We start from the raw sequence: 24,711 nt of genomic DNA, 5'->3' as shown, positions 1-24,711 counted from the left end.
TGATTTCCGATACATTTCCCAGCCTTCAATCCTAAGCGAGGCCGATCAGGACACAATATATATTAACCGGTATTTTCCATAGACCGCCTGTATTGCGGCAAAATGTCGGGTCGCGGATAGAGCTCGTCATAGGGCACCGACCTGCCGGTATCCTGGACGATCCGGACATGCTTCCGGCCCAGCTTCCGCGGCTCGTCGACACCGCAGCTATGGGCAATCACTTCGACCTCGTGAACGATATTTCTGCAGTAATTGGCCACCTTGACTTTCTTGTCCTGCGGATCGAGCCCGCGCTGCAGCCGGGGATTGTGCGTGGTCACACCGGTCGGACAAGTGTTCATATTGCATTTCAGCGACTGGATACAGCCGAGCGAGAACATGAAACCCCGGGCGGTGTTGACGAAATCGGCGCCCGCACAAATCGCCCATGCCACACTGGACGGAGTGATCCGCTTGCCCGAAGCGATAATCTTTATCCGGTCGCGCAGTCCATAGCGGTGGAAAATATCGGAGAGCATCGGCAGGCTTTCCTTTAACTGCAAGCCGACATTGTCCATCAGCGGCATCGGGGCAGCGCCGGTTCCGCCATCCCCGCCGTCCAGCGTGAAGAAATCCGGCGCGCTCTCGATTCCGCGCCTGTGGATCGCCGCGCACAAGTCTTCCAACCAGCCATAGGCGCCAACCACCGCCTTGATCCCGGTCGGCTTTCCGGTCACCTCGCGAACATGATGGATGAAGTTGAGGAGATCATCGACATTCTTCACTTCGGGATGGCGATTGGGCGAGATGCTCGGCTGCCCTTCAGTGATCCCACGGATTTCCGCGATCATCCGGTTTACTTTCTCACCGGGCAGTATCCCGCCCTTGCCCGGCTTGGCCCCTTGCGACAATTTTATCTCGAACATCCTGACCTGCTCGTGCGCCGCCACGGCGCGCAGTTTCTCGTCGCTCAGACTGCCGTCGGTATCGCGCACGCCATATTTCGCGGTGCCGATCTGGAAGACGATATCGCAGCCTCCCTCGAGGTGGAAAGGCGAAAGGCCACCTTCCCCGGTGTTCAGCCAGCATCCGGCCAGTTTGGCTCCGTGCGACAGGGCCCGGACCGCGGGTACCGACAAGGCGCCGAAACTCATCGCGGAAATATTGAAAAAGGAGCGTGCCTCGTAGGGGTTGCGCGAGTGAGGCCCGATCGTGGATGTTGTGGTGGCAGCAGCATCGCTGTCCAGTTTCGGGAACGGGGCATTGACAAAAATCGCCGTGCCCGGAGGGTCGAGATTCTTGGTTGAACCAAAGGCAATCGTATTGTCGATGCCCTTGCCGGCGCGCTCGACCCACTCCCGCTCGGCCCGGTTGAAGGGCATTTCCTCGCGATCCATGGCAAAGAAATACTGCCGGAAAAACTCGCCCTGTTCGGAGAATATGTGCCGGAAACGTCCGATTACCGGATAATTGCGGCGCACCGCGTCCTGCTTCTGGTTGATGTCGATGATGAACATGATGACCACAGCGGCCAGCCCCAGCCCGAGCAGCAGGATGAATATATAGGTCAGTGCGCTCAATACGCCCAAAATTCCGTCGGTCATCAAACATCCCTTCGCTAGGCGTCCGAGACTAGCATCTTGCACCGCCCCGACAAGGGTTCGTACAAATTGGAGCTAGGGTTACACGGACAGCGGAATCTGTTGCGAGATGCAGTGAAAACTGCCTCCTCCGCGCAGCAACGCCTGACTGGACAGGCCAGCAACCTTGCGGTCGGGAAATAGCGCCGCAATCTGTTCGACCGCCCTGGCGTCATTTTCGGCCCCATATTGCGGCACCGCCACTATTTTGTTGCCGATATAGAAGTTCATATAGCTGGCAGGCGCAATATCGCCATCCACCTCATATCTGCCGGCCGAGGGCAAGCGGATCACCTCGAGACCGGATGAGCGGGCGCGCCGCGCCGCATCTTCGAATATCACCCTGTTCGGATCGTCGGCGCTATCGGCCTCGGGAATGACCACCGTGCCAGGGGCAACAAAACGGGCGAGATTATCGACATGGCCATCGGTGTGATCGGCGACCAGCCCGTCTCCCAGCCAGCAGATATCCGCCGCCGCCAGAGCTTTGCGCAACCGCTCGGCGACCTGCTCCCTGATCAGATTGGCATTGCGATTGGGATTGAGCACGCATTGTTCGGTGGTTATCAGACGCCCCGCACCGTCGCCATCGATCGCGCCACCTTCCAATATCCAGTCCTCGTCACTGATCGGCAGATTGAAGCGCTGCGCCAGCCGCTCCGCGATATCCTGGTCGCCCGCCATGTCGAATTTTCCGCCCCAGCCATTGAAACCGAAATTGCGGCCCTCAGGACCACCCGGACCCATGACAAAAATCGCTGCCGTATCGCGCAGCCAGACATCGCCGAAAGGCTCGACCACGACCTCCACACAGGATGGCACCAGATCGCGCGCGATCTCCGCGTCGGCAGCGTCCCGGCACACCAGAACCACTTGCTCTCCAGCGCCCTCGGCAGCGACGGCATCGGCAAAGGCAGCCACTTCCTGCTGCGCTGCAGCCCTGCCCACCGGCCATTCCGCCGGATCACCGGGAAAGCCGATCCAGACCGCCTGATGCGGTTCCCACTCTGCGGGCCATCTTGTCATGCGTGGCGTCCGGAATCAGTTGCCAGCGCGGCTTTCGTCCCGCGCTGCGCGGAATTCGTCGCCTTCATTCCAGTTCGGCCAGTCTTCGGTCATCGCCAGCATCCGCGCGACCGTATAATAGATTTTCAGATCGCTCATCACGCCGTCCCAGTTCCAGTTCGGATCATATTCGTCCTTCGGACCGTGATAACGGTTCTCGCCATAATCTTTCGAAATGGCTTCCCCGGCTTCCCGGCCACCATCGACCAGATCCTCGCCGCCTTCGAAATAGATCATTGGCACGCCCAGTTTGGCGAAGCTGAAGTGATCCGAGCGGTAATAGAATCCCTTTTCAGGTGTCGGCTCGGCTTCGGCCACCCGGCCATCACCGGTCAGCGCCGCTTCGAGATAACGGTCCAGTTCCGATTTGCCTTTTCCGACTACGATCACATTCTTGGCGGGGCCTGCCATGCCGAACGCGTCCATGTTCACACCGCCAACGGTCTGGCTGAGCGGATAAATCGGATTTTCCGCATAATATTTGGAACCCAACAGGCCCGATTCCTCGGCCGTCACGGCGAGGAAGATGAGGCTGCGGTCCGGTGCGCCGGCTTTCACATGGGCTTCGGCCAGAGCGACCAGAGCAGCCGTGCCGGTAGCATTATCGACAGCCCCGTTGCAGATATCATCCCCGTCGGGTGCCGGCTTGCAGCGGCCAAGATGGTCCCAGTGCGCGGTGTAAAGCACATATTCGTCGGGTCGGGTCTTGCCCTTCAAGATGCCGACGACATTCTTGCTGTCCATCTTGCTGATCGTATTTTCAAGCGACGTCGAGACTTTCAGACCGAGGTCGATCGCCTTGAATCCCTTTTTCTTGGCCGCTTTCATCTGTGCTTCGAGATCCTTGCCGGCAGCGGCAAAAATCTTAGCCGCGACATCCTTCTGGATCCAGCCGTTGATTTTCGTCTGGTCGGCTCCGCCATTGGCCGACTGCGCGTAGAATTGCGGCCCGCTCCAACTCGATTCGACCACGTTCCAGCCATAGGCTGCGGGGTCGGTATCGTGAATGATCAGGGCCGCCGCGGCACCCTGGCGCGCCGCTTCTTCATATTTATAGGTCCAGCGTCCATAATAGGTCATCGCCCGGCCACCGAATTCGCCTTCGAGACTTTCGGTACCGAAATCGGGGTCATTGACGAGAATGACGACGGTCTTGCCCTTGACATCGACGCCCTCATAATCGTTCCAGCCGCGCTCCGGCGCGTTCACGCCATAGCCGACAAAGACCATATCGCTGTTGGCAATGTCTATTTTCGGTTGCTCCTGATAGCTGGTGACCACCATCTCGGAGCCGTAGGCAAAACTGAGATCCTCGGTTCCGCCGGTCACCGTCAAAGGAGAAACATTCTTGGCTTCAATTGATACAAGCGGCACATCCTGAAACCAGCTCTCGCCATTGCCCGGCGACAATCCGGCCTCTTCGAACTTGCTGGTCAGCAGCGCCAGCGTCTTTTCCTCACCCGGCGTACCGGGTGCACGGCCTTCAAAGGCATCGGAAGAAAGCTCTTCGGTGATAGATTTCATCGTCTCGACCGACAATTCCGGCGCTGCGACTTCGGGGATTGCTACCCCGCTATTGCCCTCTTCAATCTTCGTGCAACCGGACAGTACCAGCGACGGTACCAGCAGCATCCAAAGAGACCGTTTCAACATCATGCTTTTCCTTCTGAAATCTTCAGTTCCGAAAATCCTTCTGTACTCAATGGCAGACGATATTCGGCAAGGCAAGGAGCGTTAGGATGCGCGCTCTTGGGCTGGCACTAGAACCGACATGTCACCAAAACGCCGGGCAAAAAAAAGGCGGCTGTTAAAAGCCGCCTTTTTTGAAACTGGTTTGAAACCAATCAGCGCGAATAGAATTCGACGACCAGATTGGGCTCCATGGTCACCGGATAAGGCACTTCGTCCAGGGTCGGAACACGGACATAAGATACTTTGTCGGTACCTTCAGGGTTCACATATTCTGGAATTTCACGCTCTGGCAGGCTCTGTGCCTCGATGACCAGCAGCATTTCTTTGGCCTTGTCGCTGAGCGAAATCTCGTCGCCCGGAACAACTTTGCGCGATGCGACATTACATTTGACACCGTTCACGCGAATATGGCCGTGGCTGACAAGCTGACGGGCAGCAAAAATGGTCGGCGCAAATTTTGCGCGATAGACTACCATATCGAGACGCTGCTCGAGCAGGCCGATCAGATTCTGGCTGGTATCGCCTTTCATCGCAGCGGCTTCTTTATAAGCGCGACGGAACTGTTTTTCCGTCACGTCGCCATAGTAGCCTTTCAGCTTCTGCTTGGCGCGCAGCTGGATACCGAAGTCGGACAATTTGCCCTTGCGGCGCTGACCGTGCTGGCCCGGACCATAGTCGCGGCGATTGACGGGAGATTTGGGACGACCCCAGATATTCTCGCCCATACGGCGATCAAGCTTATATTTGGAACTGGTACGTTTGGTCATATCAATGACTCCTAAATTTGCTGTTTCTAAGTCTTCCCGGAGCGCACCATCAAAACCTCTTGTCGTCCGGAGGTATGATGCGGCCGCCGCTTCACCGGGATGCGGGGCCAATTGCTGACGCGCCTTGATCAGATTTTTTCAAATCTGTCAAGGCGCGTGAATCTATATAGTCTGGAAAAGCCGAAGCTGACCAGATAACCTGTCAGGGGTCGTTGCGGTTCTGCGTGCCACGGCTGTAGCTTGAACGGTTCTCCAGCTGACGGGCACTTTCCTCTTCATACTGCTTCCATTCCCGCGTCGTACGACAAATACGCTCGGGAATCTTTGAACCGAGAACCGCCTCAGAACGGCAAACAACTTTATCTTCTTTTGCAGACCGCTCATCGCTCGCCGCTGCCGACGCATCGCCAGCCAAGGCCAGTGATAAAAATAGTGTAAGCATGATTACTCCAAAAATATGAATGTTGGCCAGAATATAGCCAGCGGCGCTCTGAAAAGCTACTTGAAACAGCCTTCCTGCTCGACATTTTGATCATAGTAAATTATCGGCCCTGCCATGACCATAAGCAGTGAATCCATCAGGACAATCGACGATATGACGCAATTGCGGGAGTCTGTCGACCGACTCGACGCCGAGTTGATTGATCTTTTCCGGCTCCGCTTTGCCTGCATGGATGCAGCTGCGCGAATCAAGCAAGACCGCGGGGCAGTCAGGGACGAAAAACGCAAGGCTGAGGTTCTGGCGAATGTGAAACGCCTGTCAGAAAAGGCGTCGATCCCGGCACCAACCATGGCGGCGATCTGGGAATTGCTGGTGGAAACGTCGATCAGTTATGAACTGCAGAAATGGGACCAGCTGCGCAAATAGCATATTTGTGGAAATAGCAGTTTTATGGGCTATTTTTCCGCCTTGTCTTTACGCGGCGGACGTTCGAGCGACGAGACAATCCCGCGCCATGTCTTCACCTCTTCATTGGTCCATGCCGGCTTGGTCAACATGTTGCGCAGAGTGACCTTCGTCGCTGCGGCGCGCTCTGGCGGATAGAAATAGCCGTTCTTGTCCAGCGCCTGCTCGAGATGTTCGTAGAACATATCCAGCTCTTTCTGCGGTGCCGGTTCGGCCTTTTTCTTTTCCAGTGTCGGCTGGACATTGGCGGCGCTGTCCATTTTCGATATTTCATAGGCCACCAGAATGACCGCCTGCGCCAGATTCAGCGACCCGAACTCGGGGTTGATCGGCACCGTGATGATCTTGCGCGCCAACTCGACATCGGAAACTTCGAGACCGGACCGCTCCGGGCCGAACAATATCGCGCATTTGCCGCTGGCCTGCGCCATATCTTCCGCCGCTTCCCACGGTGCCAGCACCGGTTTGGTCATGCCGCGTTTGCGCACGGTAGTGGCGTAGACATGGGCACAATCCGCAACCGCTTCGGCTGTGGTCTCGAACACCTGCGCCTCTTCCAAAATCTGATCCGCACCGGACGCCGCCGGTCCGGCATCGGGATTGGGCCAGCCATCGCGCGGCTTGACGAGACGCATTTCCGTTAGCCCGAAATTCAGCATCGCGCGCGCCGCCTTGCCGATATTCTGACCGAGCTGCGGGTTTACCAATATGATGGCGGGCTGGTTGCTCACGCGCCGCCGACGTCTTTGACGCTGCCGGCAAATTCCTTGAAATCCTTGGCTTCGGTGAAATCTTTATAGACTGACGCAAAGCGGATATAGGCGACGCTATCGAGCGTCTTCAGGCCTTCCATCACCATCTCGCCAATTCTCTGCGAGGGAATCTCGCTCTCGCCGCTGGTTTCCAGCTGACGCTGGATTCCGGACACGAGCTGATCCATCTGCTCCTGCGCCAGACCGCGCTTGCGACAGGCGAGCGCCACCGACAGATCAATTTTCGACCGGTCGAACGGTTCCTTGCGATCCTCGCTCTTGACCACCGTGATCTCGCGCAGCTGCACCCGTTCAAAGGTCGTGAAGCGCGCGCCGCAGCTTTCGCACTGCCGCCGGCGCCGGATCGTCGTATTGTCCTCGGTCGGACGGCTGTCCTTCACCTGGCTATCGTCATGGGCACAAAAGGGGCAACGCATGGCCTGGCTTTCCGATCAATCCTGATAAATCGGGAAACGGTCGCAAAGCTCCTGCACCCGTTCACGAACATCGGCTTCCACAGCCGGGTCGCCGGCCTCGCCCTTTTCGCGCAGTCCGTCGAGCACATCCGCGACCATGTCACCGATCAGCCGGAATTCCGCCGGGCCGAAGCCGCGGGTGGTGCCGGCAGGGGACCCAACGCGTATGCCGCTGGTCTTCATCGGCGGCTGCGGATCATTGGGGATGCTGTTCTTGTTGCAAGTGATGCCGGCCCGCTCCAGCGCTTCATCTGCATCACGGCCGGTGATACCCAGCGGCGACAGATCGATCAGCGCCAGATGAGTGTCGGTGCCACCGGCGACCACATCGGCGCCGCGTTCCTTGAGCGTCGCCGCCAGTACTTTCGCATTTTCAATGACCGCCGCACAATAGCTCTTGAACTCTGGGCGCAACGCTTCGCCAAAGGCAACCGCCTTGGCCGCGATCACGTGCATCAGCGGACCGCCTTGCAGTCCGGGGAAAACCGCGGAGTTGATCTTCTTGGCAATGGCTTCGTCATTGGTCAAAATCATGCCGCCACGGGGCCCGCGCAATGTTTTGTGCGTGGTGGTGGTAACAACATGGGCGTGATCCAGCGGGCTGGGGTGCAGGCCAGCAGCGACCAGACCGGCGAAATGCGCCATGTCGACCATGAAGATCGCACCGACAGCGTCGGCAATCGCGCGGAACTTGGCGAAGTCAATCTCGCGCGGATAGGCAGAGCCACCGGCGATGATCAGTTTCGGCTGATGTTCCTTGGCCAGCGCTTCGACTTCCTCATAATTGATCAGATGATCATCATCATTGACGCCATATTGGATAGCGTTGAACCATTTGCCCGATTGCGCCGGTTTCGCGCCATGGGTCAGGTGACCGCCCGCATCCAGCGACATGCCGAGGATCGTATCGCCCGGCTTGACCAGCGCCAGCATCACCGCGCCATTGGCCTGCGCGCCCGAATGCGGCTGGACATTGGCGAAGCCGCAATCGAACAATTGCTTGGCGCGTTCGATCGCCAGCGTCTCGACATCGTCGGATGGCGCACAGCCCTGATAATAGCGGCGGCCGGGATAGCCTTCGGCATATTTGTTGGTGAAGACCGACCCCTGCGCCTGCAGCACCGCCCGGGAGACGATATTTTCAGAAGCAATCAGCTCGATCTGGTTCTGCTGCCGGGCCAGTTCGGCGTTGATTGCTCCGGCAACCGCAGGATCGCTCTCGTCCACCGAAAAGTCGAAGAAACCGGTCTGGCGGATATCCTGAATATCGGCGACGTTGCTCATGCGCTTGCTCCTTGGGCTTGGGGGGCGGACAATTTATCGACCCGGCGCTGATGCCGGTCGCCGCCAAATGGGGTATTCAGAAAGATGTCGAGACAGTCTTTCGCGATTTCGATGCCGACGAGCCGCGCGCCCATGGCGATGACATTGGCATCATTATGTTCCCGAGCCAGCTTAGCCGACAGGCCTTCGGAGACCAGTGCACAGCGGCAAGCAGGATTGCGGTTGACCGCCATCGAGATGCCGATGCCCGAACCGCACAGCGCGACGCCGCGCTCGACCCGGCCGGAAGCCACTTCATCAGCCAGCTTATAGCCAAAATCGGGATAGTCCACGCTGTCGGCGGTCATCGGTCCGAGATCGCTGACTTCGTGCCCTGCTTCCTGCAACCAATCCACCAGCGTGGCCTTCATATCGAGGGCGGCGTGATCGGAGGCAATGGCAACGCGCATGGGCTGTTCCTGTCGTTAGAATCGAATGGCCGCTATTTAGTAGAGACTTCCCGGATAGGCCACCAAATATTTGACACGCCGCGTCTTGCGCAGCGTGACGAAGCGTCAACCCCGGCGAAGGCTGGGGTCCCTTTCCGGCAGAAAAATATATGCGGCCTTAATCACGTCCAATAACGTCCTGAAATAGCATCAGGATACCGGTCTATCCACCGGTCAGATTTCCATCTGGCTGCCAAGTTCCACCACGCGGTTGCTGGGCAGTTTGAAAAATTCCATCGCAGTCGCGGCGTTGCGCAGCAGCCATGCGAAGAGTTTTTCTCGCCAGATCATCATCTCCGGTTTCTTTGACGGCAACAAGGTCTGCCGCGACAGGAAGAAGCTGGTGGTCATCATGTCAAATTCCATGCCACACTCCTTGACCTGTTTCAGCGCCTCGGGAACGTCGGTTTCCTGCATAAATCCGAAATGGAGGATGAGGCGATAGAAGCCATGACCCAGATCCTTCACCTCGCAGCGCTTGTGAGCCGCAACGGTCGGCACATCCTTGATATTGACGGTCAGGATCACGACCCGCTCGTGGATGACTTTGTTATGCTTGATATTGTGGAGCAGCGCCGAGGGCACGCCTGCGGAAGAGGAGGCCATGAAAATGGCTGTGCCCGGCACGCGCGTCGCGCTATTTGCGGCTGATTTTGTAAAGATTTCGATCGGCATCGCCGCTTCCGCCATATTCTTCCGCATGATCTGGCGCCCCTTGGCCCAGGTCGTCAGGATGATGAAGGCAACGCCGCCAACTGCCAGCGGGAACCAGCCGCCATCGGGAACCTTGGTCAGATTGGCGGCAAAATAGGCACCGTCGACGATGAAGAATACCGCCAGCAACGGGATGGTGAACCATAATTTCCATTTCCACAGCACGATCATCACGATGGCCAGCAGGCAGGTGTCGATGAACATCGCGCCGGTGACCGCAATGCCATAAGCCGAAGCCAGATTGCTCGAGCTCTGGAAGGTCAATACCAGCAGGATCACCGCAATCATGATCGCCCAGTTGACGAACGGAATGTAAATCTGCCCGGCTTCCGACGCGCTGGTATGCTTGATCGTCAGACGGGGAATGAAACCGAGCTGGATGGCCTGATGGGTGACCGAAAAGGATCCGGATATGACCGCCTGGCTGGCAATGAATGTCGCCATGGTCGCAAGGATGACAAGCGGCAGGCGAAGCACTTCGGGCGCCATGATGAAGAATGGGCTTTGAATAGCGGCGGCCGCTCCGGCGGGATCGAGCGAAAGGATCATCGCGCCCTGCCCGAAATAATTGCACAGCAAAGCCGGCATGACGAAGCCATACCATGCAACGCGCATCGGCTTTTTGCCGAAATGGCCCATATCGGCAAACAGCGCTTCCGAACCGGTAACAGCCAGCACCACTGAACCGAGCGCCAGAAAGGCCTTGATACCGTCGGTGATGAAAAACTGCACCGCGTACCAGGGGTTAAACGCCATCAGGATCGAGGGGTGGCCGATAATCTGGATGACCCCCAATGTGCCGATCACGGTGAAATAGACGAACATCACCGGCGCGAACAAAGCTCCTATTTTGGCGGTTCCCCGCGACTGCAGCAGGAACAGGAAGATCAGCAAAGCAAGCGCGATCGGAATGACCAGATGGCCAAGACCCGGCTGCACTACCGTCAGCCCCTCGACCGCCGAAAGCACCGAAATGGCCGGGGTAATCATGCTGTCGCCGTAGAACAAGGCGGTTGCGAAAACGCCGAGCAGAATCGCCAGCCAGCCGAATTTCGATCGTCGCATGGCGCCGGAAATCAGCGCCACCAGTGCCAGACTGCCGCCCTGCCCCTTGTTGTCCGCGCGCATCGTGATGCTGACATATTGGATCGTCACCACGAGGGTCATCGACCAGAATATCAGGCTGACGACGCCCAGTACATGGATACGGTCCAGCTCGAGCGGATGGGCGCCGACAAATGTTTCCCGGAAAGCATAAAGCGGACTTGTGCCGATATCGCCGAACACAATGCCGATTGCACCGGCCGCAAGCTTGGCAATCGCCGTGTTGCGCTGGGGTGAGCCATGGGTCTGCACCGTGTTCGGGGCATCTGGATTTTCGGTTGCTTCTGCGGACATTGGTGGGCCGGTCAGGCTTCCCCGTTCATAATGGACACAATAGTCTGTTTACTGACATTGCTTTCAGCAAGCGCGTGCGCTTAGCACCAGCATTTAGCAGGTGCAACAAAGCGACAAGTCCGGAATATCAACCCATTCATATTGCAAGACTTTTACTCGGCTTCCGGCTGATCTGGTACCATCGGCAGCGATGGTTGAGCCCGTTCCATGGCCGCCAGCCGCGACTCGAGATCGGCACGCCATGGAGCGTCCTCGCTGCTTCTTTCCAGCAATTCTTTCCAGATCGCCCGGGCCTGATCGATCTTGCCCGACTGTGCATAGGCCAGGCCGAGAAAAAACGGCGGACCGGGATGCTCGGGCGACAGGTCAGCTGCTTTCTGGAAGGCGAACTGAGCGGCGGGCGTGATCACGCCATCGGCGTGGACGACCAACGCGTTGCCCAGCCCGACCCACAAATCGGGATCTTCGGGATGTTCTTTCACCCCGTTGCGCAGATAATTGGCGGCCGCACCGTGCTTCCCGGCGCGATTAAGAGAATCGGAAAAGACCAGCCAGTCGCGTGCGGTGCCGAAACGCTCGCCCATCTCGTTGCGCGCCTCGATGCTGTCCCCATCAAAACTAATGGGTTTTTCCGTCGGCTCGACCGACACGCCCGCCATGCCGGGATGGCCCTGCCAGGCATAGCCGGCGACGCCGAGCAACAGCGCGGCAGCGGTAATTTCAAAGGTTTGCCGGGACAATTTGCCCAAAATGATCAACGCACCAGCGCAAAGCAGCACCAGCAAAAGAAGGATGATCCAGCCCATTATTGCTCACCCCGATATTTGCGAAAACGCCCGCGCGCCAGCCACAGGGCCGCCAGCAACAAAATAATGGGAGCAATCCACAGCGGCCAAGTAACCGCAGAGGATATCGGCGGGTCATAGGATACCCAGTTGCCATAACGCTCGATCAGCCAGCTTCTAACCTCTTCCGGCGTTTCGCCGGCGGCGATGCGTTCCCGCACCTGGCTGCGCATGTCACCGGCCATCGGCGCATTGCTGTCGGCAATCGACTGGCTCTGGCATTTCAGGCAACGCAATTCTTCCATCAGGTCGCGGGCGGCCGCTTCCTGCTGCGGATCGTCCAGTTGCCGGTCGGCATAAGGAGCAGGCGGCAGGCCGGTTTGCGCCGCGGCAGGAGCAGCAAGACATACAAGCAGAAAGACCAGAACTCTCTTCATTCCGCATCCTCCAGCAGTTTCAGCAGCATATCGACATCTTCCTGCCGGATATCGCCAATATGTTGATGTACGATAATGCCATTGCCATCGATGACGAAGGTTTCCGGCACCCCGGAAGATCCCAGTTCGAGTTGCACCTTGCTGGTCGTGTCGGTGCCGATCCGTGCATAGGGGTTGCCCCAGCGGTTCAGGAAGTTGGCGATATCTTCCGGTGTGTCGCGGCTGGCGATCGCGTTGATTTCGACACCGGCCTGCTGCAGCGCCAGCAATTGCGGCGCCTCAGCGATACAGGGCAGGCACCAGCTGGCGAAAATGTTGAGCAAGGTCGGCTTGCCCTTCGCCAGATCGGCGCTACTCAAGCCGGGTCGTTGTTCGATGGCCGCTGGCAGGGCAAAATCCGGCATCGGCTTGCCGACCATCTTGCTCTCGATAATATTGTCTTTCGGCAGGATAAGGCCGGTCGCGAAGGTGGCGAAAAGCAGGCCGAACAGCGCAAGCGGCAACCAGAGCAACCAGCGGTTCATAGCATCATCTCGGCATATTCGCGTTGTTTGCGCTGCTTGTAGCCACGCTGCAACCGGCCGATCATCGCCAGAAAGCCACCCAACGCAACCAATATGCCACCAAACCAGATCAGGGTAACGAACGGCTTCCACCAGACGCGTATCTGCCAGCGTCCTTCGCTGTCGCCTTCACCGAGTACGACATAGAGTTGCCCGTTCCAGCGGGTCAGCAGCGCGGCTTCGCTGGTCTGCGTCTGGGCCGCGGCAAACATCCTGTTCTGCGGGGTGATTTCGTGAATCACACCATCGCCATATTGCGCGGTCATCCGGCTTTCAAGCGCGGTCCAGTTGGGTCCTGCCATCGGTTCGATCGCCTCGAACTGCAATCGCCAGTTGTTGACGACAATCTCGTCACCCGGCTTTGCTGCCACAAGCTTCTCCTCGGTAAAGCTGCTTTCGCACGCCATGCCGACAAGCGCGACGGCAATGCCGAAATGGGCAAAGACCATGCCATAGATATGCAATGGCGTCCGGCGCAGATTGCGCTTCCACAGCGGCGCGAAACTGGCGATGGCGACACCGACCGCCAGCGCCAGGCCGAGCAGGGCCAGAATCGACATGCCGGTTGTGAACAACACCAGTACGAAAAGCGTTGCGGCCGTGAGGAGGATCGGGATCGATATGCGGTTCAGCAGCGCCTTCGCATTATCGCGCCGCCAGCGCAGCAGGGGCCCGGCCGCCATGACCGCGACCAGCAGCAGCGCCAAGGGTCCGGTTGCCAGATTGAAATAGGGCGGCCCGACCGACAGCTTGTCCCCGGTTACCGCTTCGACCAGCAACGGATAAAGCGTGCCGATAAAGACCAAAGCCAGGATCACGGACAGCAGCAGATTATTGGCCACCAGCGCGCCTTCCCGGCTGACCAGTTCGAACCTCTTGCCTTCTTTAACCGTGCCAACCCGCAGCGCGAACAAGGCCATCGCACCGCCGATATAGAGGGCGAGCAGGGCCAGAATGAAGCTGCCGCGTTCGGGATCTACAGCGAAGGCATGAACGCTCGTCAAAATGCCGGAGCGGACCAGAAAGGTACCGATCATTGACATGGAGAATGCGACCACCGCCAGCATCAATGTCCAGGCGCGCAGGCTGTCGCGCGTCGCCAGGACTGTTACAGAGTGCAGCAATGCCGTCGCCGCCAGCCAGGGCATTAGCGAGGCATTTTCAACCGGATCCCAGAACCACCAGCCGCCCCAGCCGAGCTCGTAATAGGCCCAGTAGCTGCCCGCCGTGATACCCAGTGTCAGGAATATCCACGCGCCCAGCACCCATGGCCGCATTGCTTTTGCAAAAGCTGCGCCGACATCGCGGGTGATCATCGCGCCGACCGCGAAGGAGAAAGCCACGGACAGTCCGACATAGCCGAAATAGAGCGTCGGCGGATGAAAGGCGAGACCGGGATCCTGCAACAGCGGATTGAGACCCTGCCCGTCTGCCGGCACCGGGAACATGCGCTCGAACGGATTGGACGAGACCAGCAGAAAAGCATAGAATCCCAAGCTGATAAAGGCCTGTGCCGCCAGTGTTGCCACCAGGGTGCTGGTGCGCAACGACCGTTCGAACAGCGCGATAAAGGCACCGGCCAGGCCCATGACCGTAACCCAGAGCAGCATCGATCCTTCATGATTGCCCCAGGTTCCGGCAAATTTATACAGCAGAGGCTTCACCGAAGCGCTGTTCATTACCACCAGCTTGACCGACATGTCGGAGCGCAAGAACAGCCATATCAACAGCAGGAAGGACAGGCTGACAAACAGGCCCTGTGCTACCGCGACCGGCCGGATTGCGGCGTAATAATCGTCCCGCCCCATCCGCAGGCCAATCGCGCCCAGCGCAAATTGCAGCAGCGCCAGCGCGGCGGCCAGCCAGAGCGCGATCAGACCGGTTTCGGCGATCATTGGACCAGCGTCTCGGTTTTATGCTTGCCCGATGTCATATCAATGCCTTCCAGCTCGCGCGGGATGTAATTTTCGTCATGTTTTGCCAGCAAGGTCTCGGCACCGAATATACCATTGGCATCCAGCCGGCCATCGGCCACCACGCCCGATCCCTCGGCGAACAGGTCCGGTGTAATGCCGGTATAGGTGACCTTTTGCCGGGCTCCTGCATCCATGACCACAAATTGTACCGTGACCCCGTCGGCCGATCGCTGGATCGAACCTTCCTCGACCATGCCACCGAGACGGATGGCTGTACCCGGCGCAGGCTTCTGTTCGACAATATCCGACGGCGTATAGAAATAGCTCGCCTGATCCTGCAACGCATAGGCTGCCAGCAGGCCAGCGCCAACCAGCGCAACCACCGCCAGCAGCGCCAGCGTCAGCCTTTGATGTTTTGCCTTCATTTCCGTTTGCTCAACTGTTGTGCCTTCGCTTCCGCCTTGCGCATCGCCAGATAGCTATGCGTCACGACCAGAGCTGTGCCCAACAGCACAAACGCGTAGGAAGCAATGATAAAGGACCAATGGTTCATTCTGCTGCCATCCTTTTCAGCCGGGCATCGACCTTGGTTTGCGCGAGGCTTGCCCGCATCCGCATAAGCACAATTGCGCCAAAAAGCAGCGAGAAACCGACCGCCGAAATCAATAGAGGCCATAAATAGAGCGGATCGATCGTCGACTTGCCCAGAATATTGATGCTGGTGCCCTGATGCTGGGTCTCCCACCATTCGACCGAAAAGCGGATGATCGGCAGATTAACGATGCCGACAACTCCGAAAATGGCGGCAATACGGCTCTGCCCCCTGCCCTTGCCGGTTTCGTTGGCCAGCACGATATAGGCGAGATAGAGAAAGAACAGCACCAGCATCGAGGTCAGACGGCCATCCCATACCCACCAGGTCCCCCAAGCCGGTCGTCCCCAGATCGATCCTGTCACCAGACACAGAAGCGAAAACAACGCTCCCGGGACCGCAATCGCGCGCGCTGCGTGTGAGGCGAGCGGATGCCGCCAGATCAGTTCGGAAATGCTGGCGATCGCGATGCCGGACCATCCTGCCATGCCGAGCCATGCCATCGGCACATGGACGAAGATGATCTTCACCGTATCGCCCTGCAAGCGCTCGGCCGGCGTCGCCAAAAGTCCCCAGATGCAGGCAATCGCTACCATGGCGATACCGCCGAACAGCAGAAACGGCGTCAGCGGCCTGGCGAGCGACAGGAAGCGGGTGGGGTTGGCATAGGCGTGCATGGGTAAAGCGATATTGCCTCGGTTGCGGATGTTCAACATCAATCGCGGCTTTCGATGGCAGAAGCGTGGCAAGGCGACAAGCATTTTTCCGAATTGCAACCCGTCGTGCGGCCGCAGGTCCGTCTTAGGGCCGTTGCCCACAGGCCATCCGCCGCGGCTGTTCCCAAGCGCCTAGTGAATGGTGACCAGTGTTAATTTTTCGGCGAGTTCAAGCGATGCCTTGTAATCGGCTTCAAAATAGATGCCCGCGACATCATTCTCGACCAGACCGATCCGCCCGAGCATTTCGCGCGGCTGTGGCTGCACGCCCGACAGGATGATCTTGGCGCCGGACACGCGGGCCTGCTCGATAAATTCCTCGATCATCGTCACCCCGCTGGCGTCGAGCATCGGCACCAGTCGCATGCGCAATATGATCACTTTCGGCGTCCGTCCGATCTTGCGCATCGCATCGAGCAATTCACCGGCGACGCCAAAAAACACCGGGCCATTGATCCGGAACACTTCCACCCCGTGGGGAAGATCGTCCCGCTGGCTCGGATCATCGCCGGCAATTTCCGCATCGGGATCGGGTGCATTGCCGTTTTCCAGCTCTACCGTCTCGCTCATCCGCGCCATGAACAACAGCGACGCCAGCGTCACCCCGACACCGATGGCCACGGTCAGATCGACCAATATCGTCAGCCCGAACGTGAGCAACAGAACCGCGCGGTCGCTGTTTGGCATGCGCAGCAGCGCGATGAACCGGTCGATCTCGCCCATGCCCCAGGCAACCACGAACAGGATCGCGGCCAGTGCCGCCATCGGCACATAGGCCATCAGGCTGCTGCCAAACAGGATGAACAGAAGAACGAACAGCGCGTGCATCATGCCGGCTACCGGAGTTTTTGCCCCCGCCTTGATATTCGTCGCGGTCCGCGCGATCGCCCCCGTCGCGGGCAGGCCGCCAAAGGCAACCGAACCGAGATTGGCAATCCCCTGTCCGATCAGTTCCTGGTTGGAGCGGTGGCGGGTACCGGTCATTCCGTCGGCGACTACCGCCGAAAGCAGCGCCTCGATGCCGGCGAGAAAGGCAATAGTAAAGGCCGATGGCAACAGTTCGACCATATGGGTCCAGCTCAGGATCGGCAGCGATGGCGCCGGCATCGTCACGGGCATATCGGGGAAGCGGGTGCCGATCGTGTCGACGGGAAGCTTGAGCAGCGCGACCACGATCGACGCCAGCACTAGCGCAATCAGGAAGCCCGGCAGTTTCGGCGCGTATCGTTTCAGCGCGATGATCACGAAAAAGGCGCCGACACCGACCAGCAGGGTCGCTAGCTGCACCGTCGATATGGCTCCGAAATAGGCCTGCCATTTCGGCAGGAACTCGGAAGGGACCTCATCGAGCGACAGGCCGAGAAAATCCTTCACCTGGCTCGAGGCAATGATCACCGCGATGCCGGCGGTAAAACCGGTGACGACCGGATGCGGGATGAACTTGATCAGCCGGCCGATCCGGAACGCGCCGGCGGCGATCAGAATCAGCCCCGCCATCATTGTCGCGATCAGCAGGCCGTCATAGCCATGCTGGGCAATGACATTGAACACGACCACGACAAAGGCGCCCGTCGGCCCGCCGACCTGCACCCGGGATCCGCCGAGAAAGGATATCAGGAAACCGGCGATGACTGCGGTGATCAGCCCCTTGTCGGGAGAAGCCCCGCTGGCGATTGCCAGTGCCATGGAAAGCGGCAGGGCAACTATCGCTACGGTCAGTCCTGCGACGGCATCGGCCTTGAACAGGGCGAGGTCATAGCCTTCGCGCATGGTGGTGATGATCTTGGGCGTTAAACTGTTCATGGCAGGCAGCCTATTGCCTTTCCGGATCCGAGCCTGCCTGGTCAAACAGGATCGAACCCACACCCGTTGCCGCCTTACCTTCTATGGTCTCCCGCATCCGGACGCCGCGCCCGATGCCGGTACTGGGAGCATTTTCTCCGATCAGTTCGATCCCCGCGCGTTCAAGCGCGCCGATAACCTTGACCAGAGTGTCGACCACGCCGCGCACCTGTCCGTCCGACGCTTCCATACGCTGAATCGTCGGCAATGACAGGCCGGCCAGTTCGGCCAGCTGCCGTTGGTCAATCCCGAGCAGGGCCCGCGACGCCCGCATCTGTTGTGACGTGATCATCCATCAATCTCACATGATATATTAAACATCAAATATCAGTATTAACAATTTACCTTGATGGTGTATAGAGAATATTCAATGACGATGGCTTATTCGGCCCCGCGATCCTGATCGACCAGCGGACAGAATATATATCACCACCGAGACAGCGCCTGCCCGAAACCGGCGCGCTCACTTTCCCGGGGCCTGCTGACGGAATTTTCCGAGCGGCTGCAATCGAGAGGCGGCCGTGTTGGCGGCCTGGATATCCAGAGATGATTGGACAGGACAAAAAGACAGATGGCCGGATTTGAAACCTTGCTCGACAGGATCGTCGACGACATGGGCACCAGCAAAGGTGCAAAGGAACAGCGGATGGACAAATATAGTGCTCCCAGTCTGCCGAAATCGGCGTTCGAAGCCTTTATCCGCGGCTTGCTTGGCCGCTGCCCCAGCTGCGGCAAGGCCAGGCTGTTTCCCCGCCTGCTCAAACCGGTCGATCAATGCCCGCTATGCGGCCAGGACTGGACCGCGCAACAGGCTGACGATTTCCCAGCCTATGTGGCGATTATTGTTACCGGTCATATACTCGCGCCGATCATCATCTTCATGATCAACGAACTCGGCCTGTCAATGTGGACCAATCTGACGATCATAATCATCATGGCGCTGATCCTGATTGCCGCCCTGCTGCAGCCTGCCAAGGGCGCGATCATCGCCATGCAATGGTGGATGGGCCTGAACGGGTTTGAAAAGCCGGCAAGGCCGGCCGCGCACCCATTGCCCGAAAATCGCCAGGATCACTGAAAGCGGGATTGCTCGCCCGGCAAAACAAACATCTGCGCAATGATAGCGGCGCCCCGCCCCTGTAATGAAACCGTCAATAAAGATTCACCCCGGAGTCTTCAAAACCGGCAATTCCCTTCACAATTCAGGCCTAGAGGCCCGGTACATCAGATTTACCGGAGGGCATCATGGCCAGAATATCTAAGTTTCGCAAAGAGTTACTAATCGGATCGGCGGCAATTCTACTTGCTCTTCCGGGCGCTGCATGGGCCGGTACGGTCAGCGGCGTGATCAGTGACCCCAGCGACACCAGAGGATTGCAATCCGCCCAGGTCCGCATCGTAGAACTGGACCGCGTGGTTACCACCGGTCGCGACGGCAGCTATCGTTTTCCCGATGTTCCCGCCGGCACCTATACGCTGGAAACGCGCTATATTGGCGCAGACACCAGCCAGACCAGCATCTCGGTTAGCGAGACCGCCCCGACTGTTACCAATATCGTGCTGAAGAGCGGCGGGGGTTCGGAAATTCTGGTGATCGGTCAAAGCGCCAACCAGGCGAGTTCCCTGTCCCGCAAGCGTGAAGCGGATGGCGTTTCTTCGGTCCTGACCCGCGACTCAATCGGCCAGTTTCCCGACCAGAATGTCGCCGAATCGCTCCGCCGCGTCCCGGGCGTCAATATTCTCAATGACCAGGGCGAAGGCCGCTTTGTATCCGTCCGCGGGCTGGACCCCAATCTGAATGCCTCTTCACTCAACGGCGTGCGCATCCCCTCCCCCGAAAGCGATGTTCGTTCTGTCGCTCTCGACGTTATTTCCAGCGACCTCATCGAATCGATTGAAATCAAGAAATCGCTGACTCCCGACATGGACGCCGACACCATTGGCGCATCCATCGAAATCAAAACCGTAAGCGCTTTTGACCGCAAGAAAGACCTGCTGACCGGCAAGCTCGAAGGCAGCTATAATGACTATGCCGACCATATCTCGCCAAAGGGTAGCATCGATTTCTCCACCCGCTTGACCGACAATATCGGCGTCGCCGGCGGCCTGTCTTATTACAAACGCAAGTTTGAAACGGATAATATCGAAGCCGACGGCTGGGACATCAATGACGATGGTGTCGTCTATGCCGAAGAGCTCCAGTATCGCGACTATGATGTCGAACGGGAACGGATCAGCGCTTCGCTCTCTTTCGACTTCCGCGCCAGCGACAGCACCGAACTCTATGTGCGCGGCATCTACAGCCAGTTCGACGATCAGGAATTTCGCGGACGCACGACCTTCAAGCTCGACGAGGAAGCGAGCAGCGGTGATGCCAACAGCGCCCTGTTCGACGACGCCGATGGCGAAATCGAGATCGAACGGGACATCAAGGATCGCATGGAAAGCCAGAAGATCCGCTCTGTTGTGCTCGGCGGCAAGACCGAAACCGGCCCCTGGAAAATCGAATATTCGGGCAGCTGGTCGAAATCGAGCGAATATGAGAATGGCTCTCTCGATCCCAGCACCTTTTCCAACAAGTTCGAAGATGACGGCGTCAGCGTCCTGTTTGACTATAGCAACCCCCGGGTCCCGCTTTACAGCTTTGCCTCAGGTGGCGCGATGGCCAATGATGCCAGCGTCTACGAACTGGACGATGTCGAGCTGACCAGCTTGTCGGATGCCCAGGACGAAGAATATTCGGCCCGTCTCGACGTATCCCGTATTTTTGCCATGAATGGCGGCGATTTCACCGTACAAGGCGGCTTCAAGGGGCGCTGGCGCGAAAAGAGCCACGACAATAATGTCGAATTTTATGAAGACAGCACCGGCAATTACACGCTGGCCGATGTGCTAGGCACCCAGACCTATCGCATCACCAATCTCGGTCCGGTTGCCAGCCATACCGGTCCGACCGAATATTTCCGCTCCAATTTCGGCGATTTCGAATTGCAGGAAATTGACAGCCAGTTTGATTCCGCTGTTTCCGACTATGTGAACCAGGAAGATATTTACGCCGGCTATCTGCTCGGCCGCTGGGACAGCGACAAACTTCGCGTGATCGGCGGTTTGCGCTTCGAACGCACCGAAAATGTCATCTCGGCCAATACGGTGACCCTGGTCGAGGAGGATGCCACGTTCGGCGGCGTGCTGTTTACCGAAGACACGGTGGTCGTTGCCCCCAACAGCTTCTCACGCAGTTATGACCACTGGCTGCCGAGCCTCAACATCCGCTTCGAACCACAGCGGAACCTGGTCCTGCGCGCCGCTGGCTATCGCAGTGTCGTGCGCCCCAACCTGTCCGATCTGGCCCCCCGCTTTGCGGTCGAGCAGAATGATGACGATGAGCGCGAAGGCGAATTCGGCAATCCGGACCTGCTGCCTTACGAGGCTTGGAACTTCGACGCTTCCGCCGAATTCTACTTCAGCTCGAACGGTGCGCTGACAGCGAATATCTTCTACAAGGACATCAAGAATTTCATTGTAGATTCGCTGGAAGAAAACGGCACCCGCTTCGGCATCGATTTTGACGAGGCGACCATACCGATCAACGGCAGCAGCGCCGAAGCGTTCGGTATCGAACTGGGCTTCGCGCAAGCACTCAACTTCCTGCCTGATCCGCTCGACGGCTTCCTGGTCAATTTCAACTATACCTATACCGATGCCACCGGCACGGTTCCCACCGACGGCGACATCACGGACCTGCGCAGCATCTCGCTGCCAAGCAGTTCCAAGCATACGTTCAACGCGGTGCTGGGGTACGAGAAGGGCCCGTTTGATTTCCGTCTGGCAGGCACCTATCGGGATCGCTATCTGGATGAACTCGGCGCGGAAGCCAGCGAGGACCGCTATGTCGACAATCATTTCCAACTCGACGCCAGCATCAAGTTCAAGCTGAACAAGAATGTGCGGCTGTTTGCGGAATGGATCAACATCAACAATGCCAAATATTTTGCCTATCAGAGTTTTGAATCGACCCAGCGGCTGCTGCAATATGAAGAATATGGCTCGACTTTCAAATTTGGCGCAAAGATAACGATGTGATGAAACATATAGTCTCTCCTCTCCTGCTCGGCAGCCTGACACTGTCCGGTTGCATGACCACCACTGCGACGGTCTCATCGGCACCGACCCTGGAACTGACCGCTGATGCGGAAACGGTTCCGGTCGGTACGGTCAACCGCGACGCTGCGGATGATCCGGCAATCTGGCGAAATGCTGCAGATCCCGCGAAAAGCCTGATCATCGGCACCGACAAGCGTGCGGGCCTCTATGTCTACGGGCTGGACGGATCGAAAAAATCCTTCCTTCCCGAAGGCGAGCTCAACAATGTCGATCTTCGTGAAGTCGTGATCGGCGGCGAAAAGACCGTTCTGGTAGGGGCAAGCATCCGCAACGATCGCGCCAATGCCCATGTCGGCCTCTACAAGCTCGACACGGAAACCGCGGAACTGTCGCTGCTGGGCAAATATCCGGCGGGGCCCGGCGAAGCCTACGGCTTCTGCTTCGGACAGGACAGCGGCGGAGAGACATTTGCCTATATGATCGAAAAAAGCGGTTTTGTCCGCGAAATCACCCTGTCCTTTGACGGCGGCACGCCAGCCGCAACCATCGGCCGGGAACACAAGTTGGCAACCCAGCCGGAAGGCTGCGTCGTCGATGACCGGACCGGGCGGCTCTATGTCGGTGAGGAGAATAGCGGCATCTGGCTGTTCGATCTGAACACCGACAATTTCGTCCCGCAACGCTTCGCCAATATCAATGGCCGCGAGCTGGTCGCCGATGTTGAGGGTCTGGCCCTCGCGCCCGAAGGCGTCAATGGCGGCTATCTGGTTGCCTCCAGCCAGGGCGATAACGCGTATGTCCTCTACGATCTGACCACAGGCGCCTATGTGAACCGCTTCCGGCTGGTCGACGGCGCCATAGACGGCACGTCGGAAACGGACGGCATCGAAGTCATATTGGGTGACTTTGGCCCGGCCTATCCCGAAGGGCTGATGGTGATGCAGGATGGCGCAAACGAAGGCGGCACGCAGAATTTCAAGCTGGTAAGCTGGTCGAAGATCAAGGCTGCCGTAGCGCCATAATATTGACCAATGATACGGAAGGGAGCGCATCTGCAGCCCCTCTTCCGTCTCGCGTCAAAACCATTTTCCTACAGCCGACCCTTTCCTCTATCGTCCGGCCTGTCCTTCGCCATGCGCGGGACAGGTTGTTTGATATTTGAACGGAAGGAGGACGCTCATACAAGCTTTGAGATCCCGCGCATCGGGGCGGAAAATCCAAAGGTTACACTAAGCGCCGGCATGGCGGCCAAAAAATGGCAGAAACCTGAGACTCTCAGGAAAAGGTCACAGAAAATAAAACCATTGAACTGTGTAAAGTTCGGCCTGGGCCTAGCCCCGGCCGATCAACGCCATGGCCATATTGTCGGCGACATCTGAATCCGGCAGTTTCTGTGCCGCGCTCTGTTCCCAGATCTCGGTCAGCCGCTGTGGAATCATCGCGACCCGGCGATTGACTTCCTGGACATCGCCTTCGCCGAGATATTCCAGCCCAACGCTGATGATGCCGCCCGAGTTGATGACATAGTCCGGTGCAAACAGGATGTTGCGATCAAAAATCCGCTGTCCGTCTTCGGGAGTCGCCAGCTGGTTGTTGGCGCCACCGGCAACGATCGGAACATTGAGATGGGCGATAGAGACTTTGTCCAGTATAGCGCCCAGGGCATTGGGACTGAACACATCCGCCTCGATCCGCATGACCTCGTCCAGGCCGACGACCGTTGCACCAATCTCTCCGGCCAGTGCTGCTGCATGGTCCTTGTTGATATCGGCGATGCTCAGCTTCGCGCCATCCTTGGCGAGCAGGCCGGCAAGACCGCCGCCGACACTGCCGACGCCCTGGATCGCGACATGGACGCCGTCCATGGATTCGCGGCCCAGCTTGTGCGCCACAGCAGCTTTCACGCCGAGATAGACACCCATCGCGGTAAAGGGCCCGGGATCGCCGCCGGCTTCGCCGCTGTTGCTGACCGGCAGGCCGGAGACATATTTGGTTTCCTTGGTCAGAGCGACCATGTCCGCCGCGGTGATCCCGACATCTTCCGCGGTCACATATTGGCCGCCGAGTGATTCGATCATCCGGCCGAAAGCGGTGAGCATTTCCGGTGACTTGGTACGGTTGCGGTCGGCCAGAATCACCGCCTTGCCGCCGCCCAGCGGCAGACCGGCCATGGCGTTCTTGAAGCTCATGCCGCGGGAAAGGCGCAGCGCGTCGGTTACCGCGGTTTCGCGATGTTCATAGTGCCAGAAACGTGTTCCGCCGGCACCGGGACCAAGATGGGTGCTGTGCAGCGCGATAATCGCACTGAGGCCACTGTCGGCATCATGGAAAAAATGGACCGCTTCATGGTCATCAAAATCCGGCAAATCCCACATCACGCTCATAGCGGTTATCCCTGGCAATTGGAGTAATTAAATATCCCATAGCTGTAATTTAATTACAAATAAAGAAAGACTTTGCAGCCCGGCCATGTGGTGATGGCCTGGTAACGCATCGTCGTCTTCAGGGAAAAATGGGGCGATCGAGGGGTCTCGAACCCCCGACCTCCGGTACCACAAACCGGCGCTCTAACCAACTGAGCTACGATCGCCACA

Annotated in this window: 24 protein-coding genes and 1 tRNA gene; 4 read left to right on the top strand and 21 right to left on the bottom strand. The window is 58.2% G+C overall.

From position 1 onward, the window contains the following. Window positions 1-62: 62 nt before the first annotated feature. From BOSE62_RS02075 to BOSE62_RS02055, 5 genes are all read right to left on the bottom strand, one after another. The gene (locus tag BOSE62_RS02075) at window positions 63-1,583 is read right to left on the bottom strand and encodes an FMN-binding glutamate synthase family protein (protein ID WP_159641044.1); all 1,521 of its coding nucleotides are present in this window, start codon (window positions 1,581-1,583) and stop codon (window positions 63-65) included. 78 nt (window positions 1,584-1,661) lie between these two features. After that, the gene (locus BOSE62_RS02070) at window positions 1,662-2,645 is read right to left on the bottom strand and encodes an agmatine deiminase family protein (protein ID WP_159641041.1); all 984 of its coding nucleotides are present in this window, start codon (window positions 2,643-2,645) and stop codon (window positions 1,662-1,664) included. A 15-nt stretch (window positions 2,646-2,660) separates the two neighbouring features. Then, window positions 2,661-4,340: a M28 family metallopeptidase gene (locus tag BOSE62_RS02065; RefSeq protein ID WP_443028797.1), complete on the bottom strand. Its 1,680-nt coding sequence runs from the start codon at window positions 4,338-4,340 to the stop codon at window positions 2,661-2,663. Window positions 4,341-4,528: 188 nt separating this feature from the next. Then, a complete protein-coding gene (rpsD, locus tag BOSE62_RS02060; RefSeq protein ID WP_159641035.1) occupies window positions 4,529-5,143 on the bottom strand; it encodes a 30S ribosomal protein S4 in 615 nt (204 codons plus the stop codon). Between the two features lie 202 nt (window positions 5,144-5,345). Further along, the gene (locus tag BOSE62_RS02055) at window positions 5,346-5,585 is read right to left on the bottom strand and encodes a hypothetical protein (RefSeq protein WP_159641032.1); all 240 of its coding nucleotides are present in this window, start codon (window positions 5,583-5,585) and stop codon (window positions 5,346-5,348) included. 114 nt (window positions 5,586-5,699) lie between these two features. On the opposite strand from BOSE62_RS02055, the gene BOSE62_RS02050 reads away from it, so the two are divergent. Further along, on the top strand, window positions 5,700-6,011 hold the full coding sequence (locus tag BOSE62_RS02050; protein WP_159641029.1) for a chorismate mutase: 312 nt from the start codon (window positions 5,700-5,702) through the stop codon (window positions 6,009-6,011). Between the two features lie 29 nt (window positions 6,012-6,040). Here BOSE62_RS02050 and BOSE62_RS02045 read toward each other — a convergent pair whose 3' ends face one another. The 14 genes from BOSE62_RS02045 to BOSE62_RS01985 all read right to left on the bottom strand — a co-directional run bounded on the left by BOSE62_RS02045 (window position 6,041) and on the right by BOSE62_RS01985 (window position 18,305). After that, the gene (locus BOSE62_RS02045) at window positions 6,041-6,781 is read right to left on the bottom strand and encodes an RNA methyltransferase (protein WP_159641027.1); all 741 of its coding nucleotides are present in this window, start codon (window positions 6,779-6,781) and stop codon (window positions 6,041-6,043) included. Then, entirely contained in the window at window positions 6,778-7,239 is a 462-nt protein-coding gene (nrdR, locus tag BOSE62_RS02040; RefSeq protein ID WP_159641025.1) for a transcriptional regulator NrdR, read from the bottom strand. The genes BOSE62_RS02045 and nrdR overlap by 4 nt, the downstream gene beginning before the upstream one ends. Before the next feature lie 15 nt (window positions 7,240-7,254). Beyond that, a complete protein-coding gene (gene glyA, locus BOSE62_RS02035) occupies window positions 7,255-8,562 on the bottom strand; it encodes a serine hydroxymethyltransferase (RefSeq protein WP_159641023.1) in 1,308 nt (435 codons plus the stop codon). Then, the gene (rpiB, locus tag BOSE62_RS02030) at window positions 8,559-9,011 is read right to left on the bottom strand and encodes a ribose 5-phosphate isomerase B (RefSeq protein WP_159641021.1); all 453 of its coding nucleotides are present in this window, start codon (window positions 9,009-9,011) and stop codon (window positions 8,559-8,561) included. The genes glyA and rpiB overlap by 4 nt, the downstream gene beginning before the upstream one ends. Window positions 9,012-9,224: 213 nt before the next feature. Beyond that, window positions 9,225-11,162 (bottom strand): potassium transporter Kup, encoded by a 1,938-nt coding sequence (locus BOSE62_RS02025; RefSeq protein ID WP_159641018.1) that lies wholly within the window; start codon window positions 11,160-11,162, stop codon window positions 9,225-9,227. Window positions 11,163-11,314: 152 nt separating this feature from the next. Next, window positions 11,315-11,968 carry a tetratricopeptide repeat protein gene (locus tag BOSE62_RS02020; protein WP_159641015.1) on the bottom strand — a complete coding sequence of 218 codons (654 nt, stop codon included), beginning with the start codon at window positions 11,966-11,968 and terminating at the stop codon, window positions 11,315-11,317. Continuing rightward, the gene (locus BOSE62_RS02015; protein ID WP_159641012.1) at window positions 11,968-12,384 is read right to left on the bottom strand and encodes a cytochrome c-type biogenesis protein; all 417 of its coding nucleotides are present in this window, start codon (window positions 12,382-12,384) and stop codon (window positions 11,968-11,970) included. Before BOSE62_RS02015 ends, BOSE62_RS02020 begins: the two co-directional genes overlap by 1 nt. Beyond that, a complete protein-coding gene (locus BOSE62_RS02010; protein WP_159641009.1) occupies window positions 12,381-12,908 on the bottom strand; it encodes a DsbE family thiol:disulfide interchange protein in 528 nt (175 codons plus the stop codon). The genes BOSE62_RS02015 and BOSE62_RS02010 overlap by 4 nt, the downstream gene beginning before the upstream one ends. After that, on the bottom strand, window positions 12,905-14,842 hold the full coding sequence (locus BOSE62_RS02005) for a heme lyase CcmF/NrfE family subunit (protein ID WP_159641006.1): 1,938 nt from the start codon (window positions 14,840-14,842) through the stop codon (window positions 12,905-12,907). The genes BOSE62_RS02010 and BOSE62_RS02005 overlap by 4 nt, the downstream gene beginning before the upstream one ends. Beyond that, a complete protein-coding gene (ccmE, locus tag BOSE62_RS02000; protein ID WP_159641003.1) occupies window positions 14,839-15,288 on the bottom strand; it encodes a cytochrome c maturation protein CcmE in 450 nt (149 codons plus the stop codon). The genes BOSE62_RS02005 and ccmE overlap by 4 nt, the downstream gene beginning before the upstream one ends. Beyond that, a complete protein-coding gene (locus BOSE62_RS17485; protein WP_268893891.1) occupies window positions 15,285-15,416 on the bottom strand; it encodes a hypothetical protein in 132 nt (43 codons plus the stop codon). Before BOSE62_RS17485 ends, ccmE begins: the two co-directional genes overlap by 4 nt. Continuing rightward, complete coding sequence (gene ccmC / locus BOSE62_RS01995) at window positions 15,413-16,132, bottom strand: heme ABC transporter permease CcmC (RefSeq protein ID WP_159647849.1); 720 nt, start codon at window positions 16,130-16,132, stop codon at window positions 15,413-15,415. Before ccmC ends, BOSE62_RS17485 begins: the two co-directional genes overlap by 4 nt. A 171-nt stretch (window positions 16,133-16,303) precedes the next feature. After that, the gene (locus tag BOSE62_RS01990; RefSeq protein ID WP_159641000.1) at window positions 16,304-17,974 is read right to left on the bottom strand and encodes a SulP family inorganic anion transporter; all 1,671 of its coding nucleotides are present in this window, start codon (window positions 17,972-17,974) and stop codon (window positions 16,304-16,306) included. 10 nt (window positions 17,975-17,984) lie between these two features. Further along, window positions 17,985-18,305 (bottom strand): helix-turn-helix domain-containing protein, encoded by a 321-nt coding sequence (locus tag BOSE62_RS01985; RefSeq protein WP_159640997.1) that lies wholly within the window; start codon window positions 18,303-18,305, stop codon window positions 17,985-17,987. 279 nt (window positions 18,306-18,584) lie between these two features. Here BOSE62_RS01985 and BOSE62_RS01980 point away from each other — a divergent pair, with 279 nt between their 5' ends. The 3 genes from BOSE62_RS01980 (at window position 18,585) to BOSE62_RS01970 (ending at window position 23,139) form a co-directional block, all read left to right on the top strand. Beyond that, entirely contained in the window at window positions 18,585-19,091 is a 507-nt protein-coding gene (locus BOSE62_RS01980; RefSeq protein WP_236553776.1) for a DUF983 domain-containing protein, read from the top strand. Window positions 19,092-19,258: 167 nt separating this feature from the next. Continuing rightward, a complete protein-coding gene (locus BOSE62_RS01975; protein ID WP_159640994.1) occupies window positions 19,259-22,096 on the top strand; it encodes a TonB-dependent receptor in 2,838 nt (945 codons plus the stop codon). Beyond that, window positions 22,096-23,139 carry a phytase gene (locus tag BOSE62_RS01970; protein ID WP_159647847.1) on the top strand — a complete coding sequence of 348 codons (1,044 nt, stop codon included), beginning with the start codon at window positions 22,096-22,098 and terminating at the stop codon, window positions 23,137-23,139. The genes BOSE62_RS01975 and BOSE62_RS01970 overlap by 1 nt, the downstream gene beginning before the upstream one ends. A 309-nt stretch (window positions 23,140-23,448) precedes the next feature. Here BOSE62_RS01970 and BOSE62_RS01965 read toward each other — a convergent pair whose 3' ends face one another. Both BOSE62_RS01965 and BOSE62_RS01960 read right to left on the bottom strand, forming a co-directional pair. Beyond that, window positions 23,449-24,501 carry a Leu/Phe/Val dehydrogenase gene (locus BOSE62_RS01965; protein WP_159640991.1) on the bottom strand — a complete coding sequence of 351 codons (1,053 nt, stop codon included), beginning with the start codon at window positions 24,499-24,501 and terminating at the stop codon, window positions 23,449-23,451. Window positions 24,502-24,630: 129 nt separating this feature from the next. After that, window positions 24,631-24,707, bottom strand: a tRNA-His gene (locus BOSE62_RS01960). Between the last annotated feature and the right edge of the window lie 4 nt (window positions 24,708-24,711).

The sequence above is a fragment of the Sphingorhabdus sp. 109 genome, from assembly GCF_902506555.1.
In the GTDB taxonomy this organism is placed as follows: Bacteria; Pseudomonadota; Alphaproteobacteria; order Sphingomonadales; family Sphingomonadaceae; genus Parasphingorhabdus.
Note: the sequence above shows the minus strand (reverse complement) of the source record. Positions and strands in the feature narration are given on the sequence as shown.

Coding starts and splice junctions, on each gene's coding strand:
- BOSE62_RS02075 (WP_159641044.1), bottom strand. CDS start 1,583: ATGACCGACGGAATTTTGGGCGTATTGAGCGCACTGACCTATATATTC.
- BOSE62_RS02070 (WP_159641041.1), bottom strand. CDS start 2,645: ATGACAAGATGGCCCGCAGAGTGGGAACCGCATCAGGCGGTCTGGATC.
- BOSE62_RS02065 (WP_443028797.1), bottom strand. CDS start 4,340: ATGATGTTGAAACGGTCTCTTTGGATGCTGCTGGTACCGTCGCTGGTA.
- rpsD (WP_159641035.1), bottom strand. CDS start 5,143: ATGACCAAACGTACCAGTTCCAAATATAAGCTTGATCGCCGTATGGGC.
- BOSE62_RS02055 (WP_159641032.1), bottom strand. CDS start 5,585: ATGCTTACACTATTTTTATCACTGGCCTTGGCTGGCGATGCGTCGGCA.
- BOSE62_RS02050 (WP_159641029.1), top strand. CDS start 5,700: ATGACCATAAGCAGTGAATCCATCAGGACAATCGACGATATGACGCAA.
- nrdR (WP_159641025.1), bottom strand. CDS start 7,239: ATGCGTTGCCCCTTTTGTGCCCATGACGATAGCCAGGTGAAGGACAGC.
- glyA (WP_159641023.1), bottom strand. CDS start 8,562: ATGAGCAACGTCGCCGATATTCAGGATATCCGCCAGACCGGTTTCTTC.
- rpiB (WP_159641021.1), bottom strand. CDS start 9,011: ATGCGCGTTGCCATTGCCTCCGATCACGCCGCCCTCGATATGAAGGCC.
- BOSE62_RS02025 (WP_159641018.1), bottom strand. CDS start 11,162: ATGTCCGCAGAAGCAACCGAAAATCCAGATGCCCCGAACACGGTGCAG.
- BOSE62_RS02020 (WP_159641015.1), bottom strand. CDS start 11,968: ATGGGCTGGATCATCCTTCTTTTGCTGGTGCTGCTTTGCGCTGGTGCG.
- BOSE62_RS02015 (WP_159641012.1), bottom strand. CDS start 12,384: ATGAAGAGAGTTCTGGTCTTTCTGCTTGTATGTCTTGCTGCTCCTGCC.
- BOSE62_RS02010 (WP_159641009.1), bottom strand. CDS start 12,908: ATGAACCGCTGGTTGCTCTGGTTGCCGCTTGCGCTGTTCGGCCTGCTT.
- BOSE62_RS02005 (WP_159641006.1), bottom strand. CDS start 14,842: ATGATCGCCGAAACCGGTCTGATCGCGCTCTGGCTGGCCGCCGCGCTG.
- ccmE (WP_159641003.1), bottom strand. CDS start 15,288: ATGAAGGCAAAACATCAAAGGCTGACGCTGGCGCTGCTGGCGGTGGTT.
- BOSE62_RS17485 (WP_268893891.1), bottom strand. CDS start 15,416: ATGAACCATTGGTCCTTTATCATTGCTTCCTACGCGTTTGTGCTGTTG.
- ccmC (WP_159647849.1), bottom strand. CDS start 16,132: ATGCACGCCTATGCCAACCCCACCCGCTTCCTGTCGCTCGCCAGGCCG.
- BOSE62_RS01990 (WP_159641000.1), bottom strand. CDS start 17,974: ATGAACAGTTTAACGCCCAAGATCATCACCACCATGCGCGAAGGCTAT.
- BOSE62_RS01985 (WP_159640997.1), bottom strand. CDS start 18,305: ATGATCACGTCACAACAGATGCGGGCGTCGCGGGCCCTGCTCGGGATT.
- BOSE62_RS01980 (WP_236553776.1), top strand. CDS start 18,585: ATGGCCGGATTTGAAACCTTGCTCGACAGGATCGTCGACGACATGGGC.
- BOSE62_RS01975 (WP_159640994.1), top strand. CDS start 19,259: ATGGCCAGAATATCTAAGTTTCGCAAAGAGTTACTAATCGGATCGGCG.
- BOSE62_RS01970 (WP_159647847.1), top strand. CDS start 22,096: ATGAAACATATAGTCTCTCCTCTCCTGCTCGGCAGCCTGACACTGTCC.
- BOSE62_RS01965 (WP_159640991.1), bottom strand. CDS start 24,501: ATGAGCGTGATGTGGGATTTGCCGGATTTTGATGACCATGAAGCGGTC.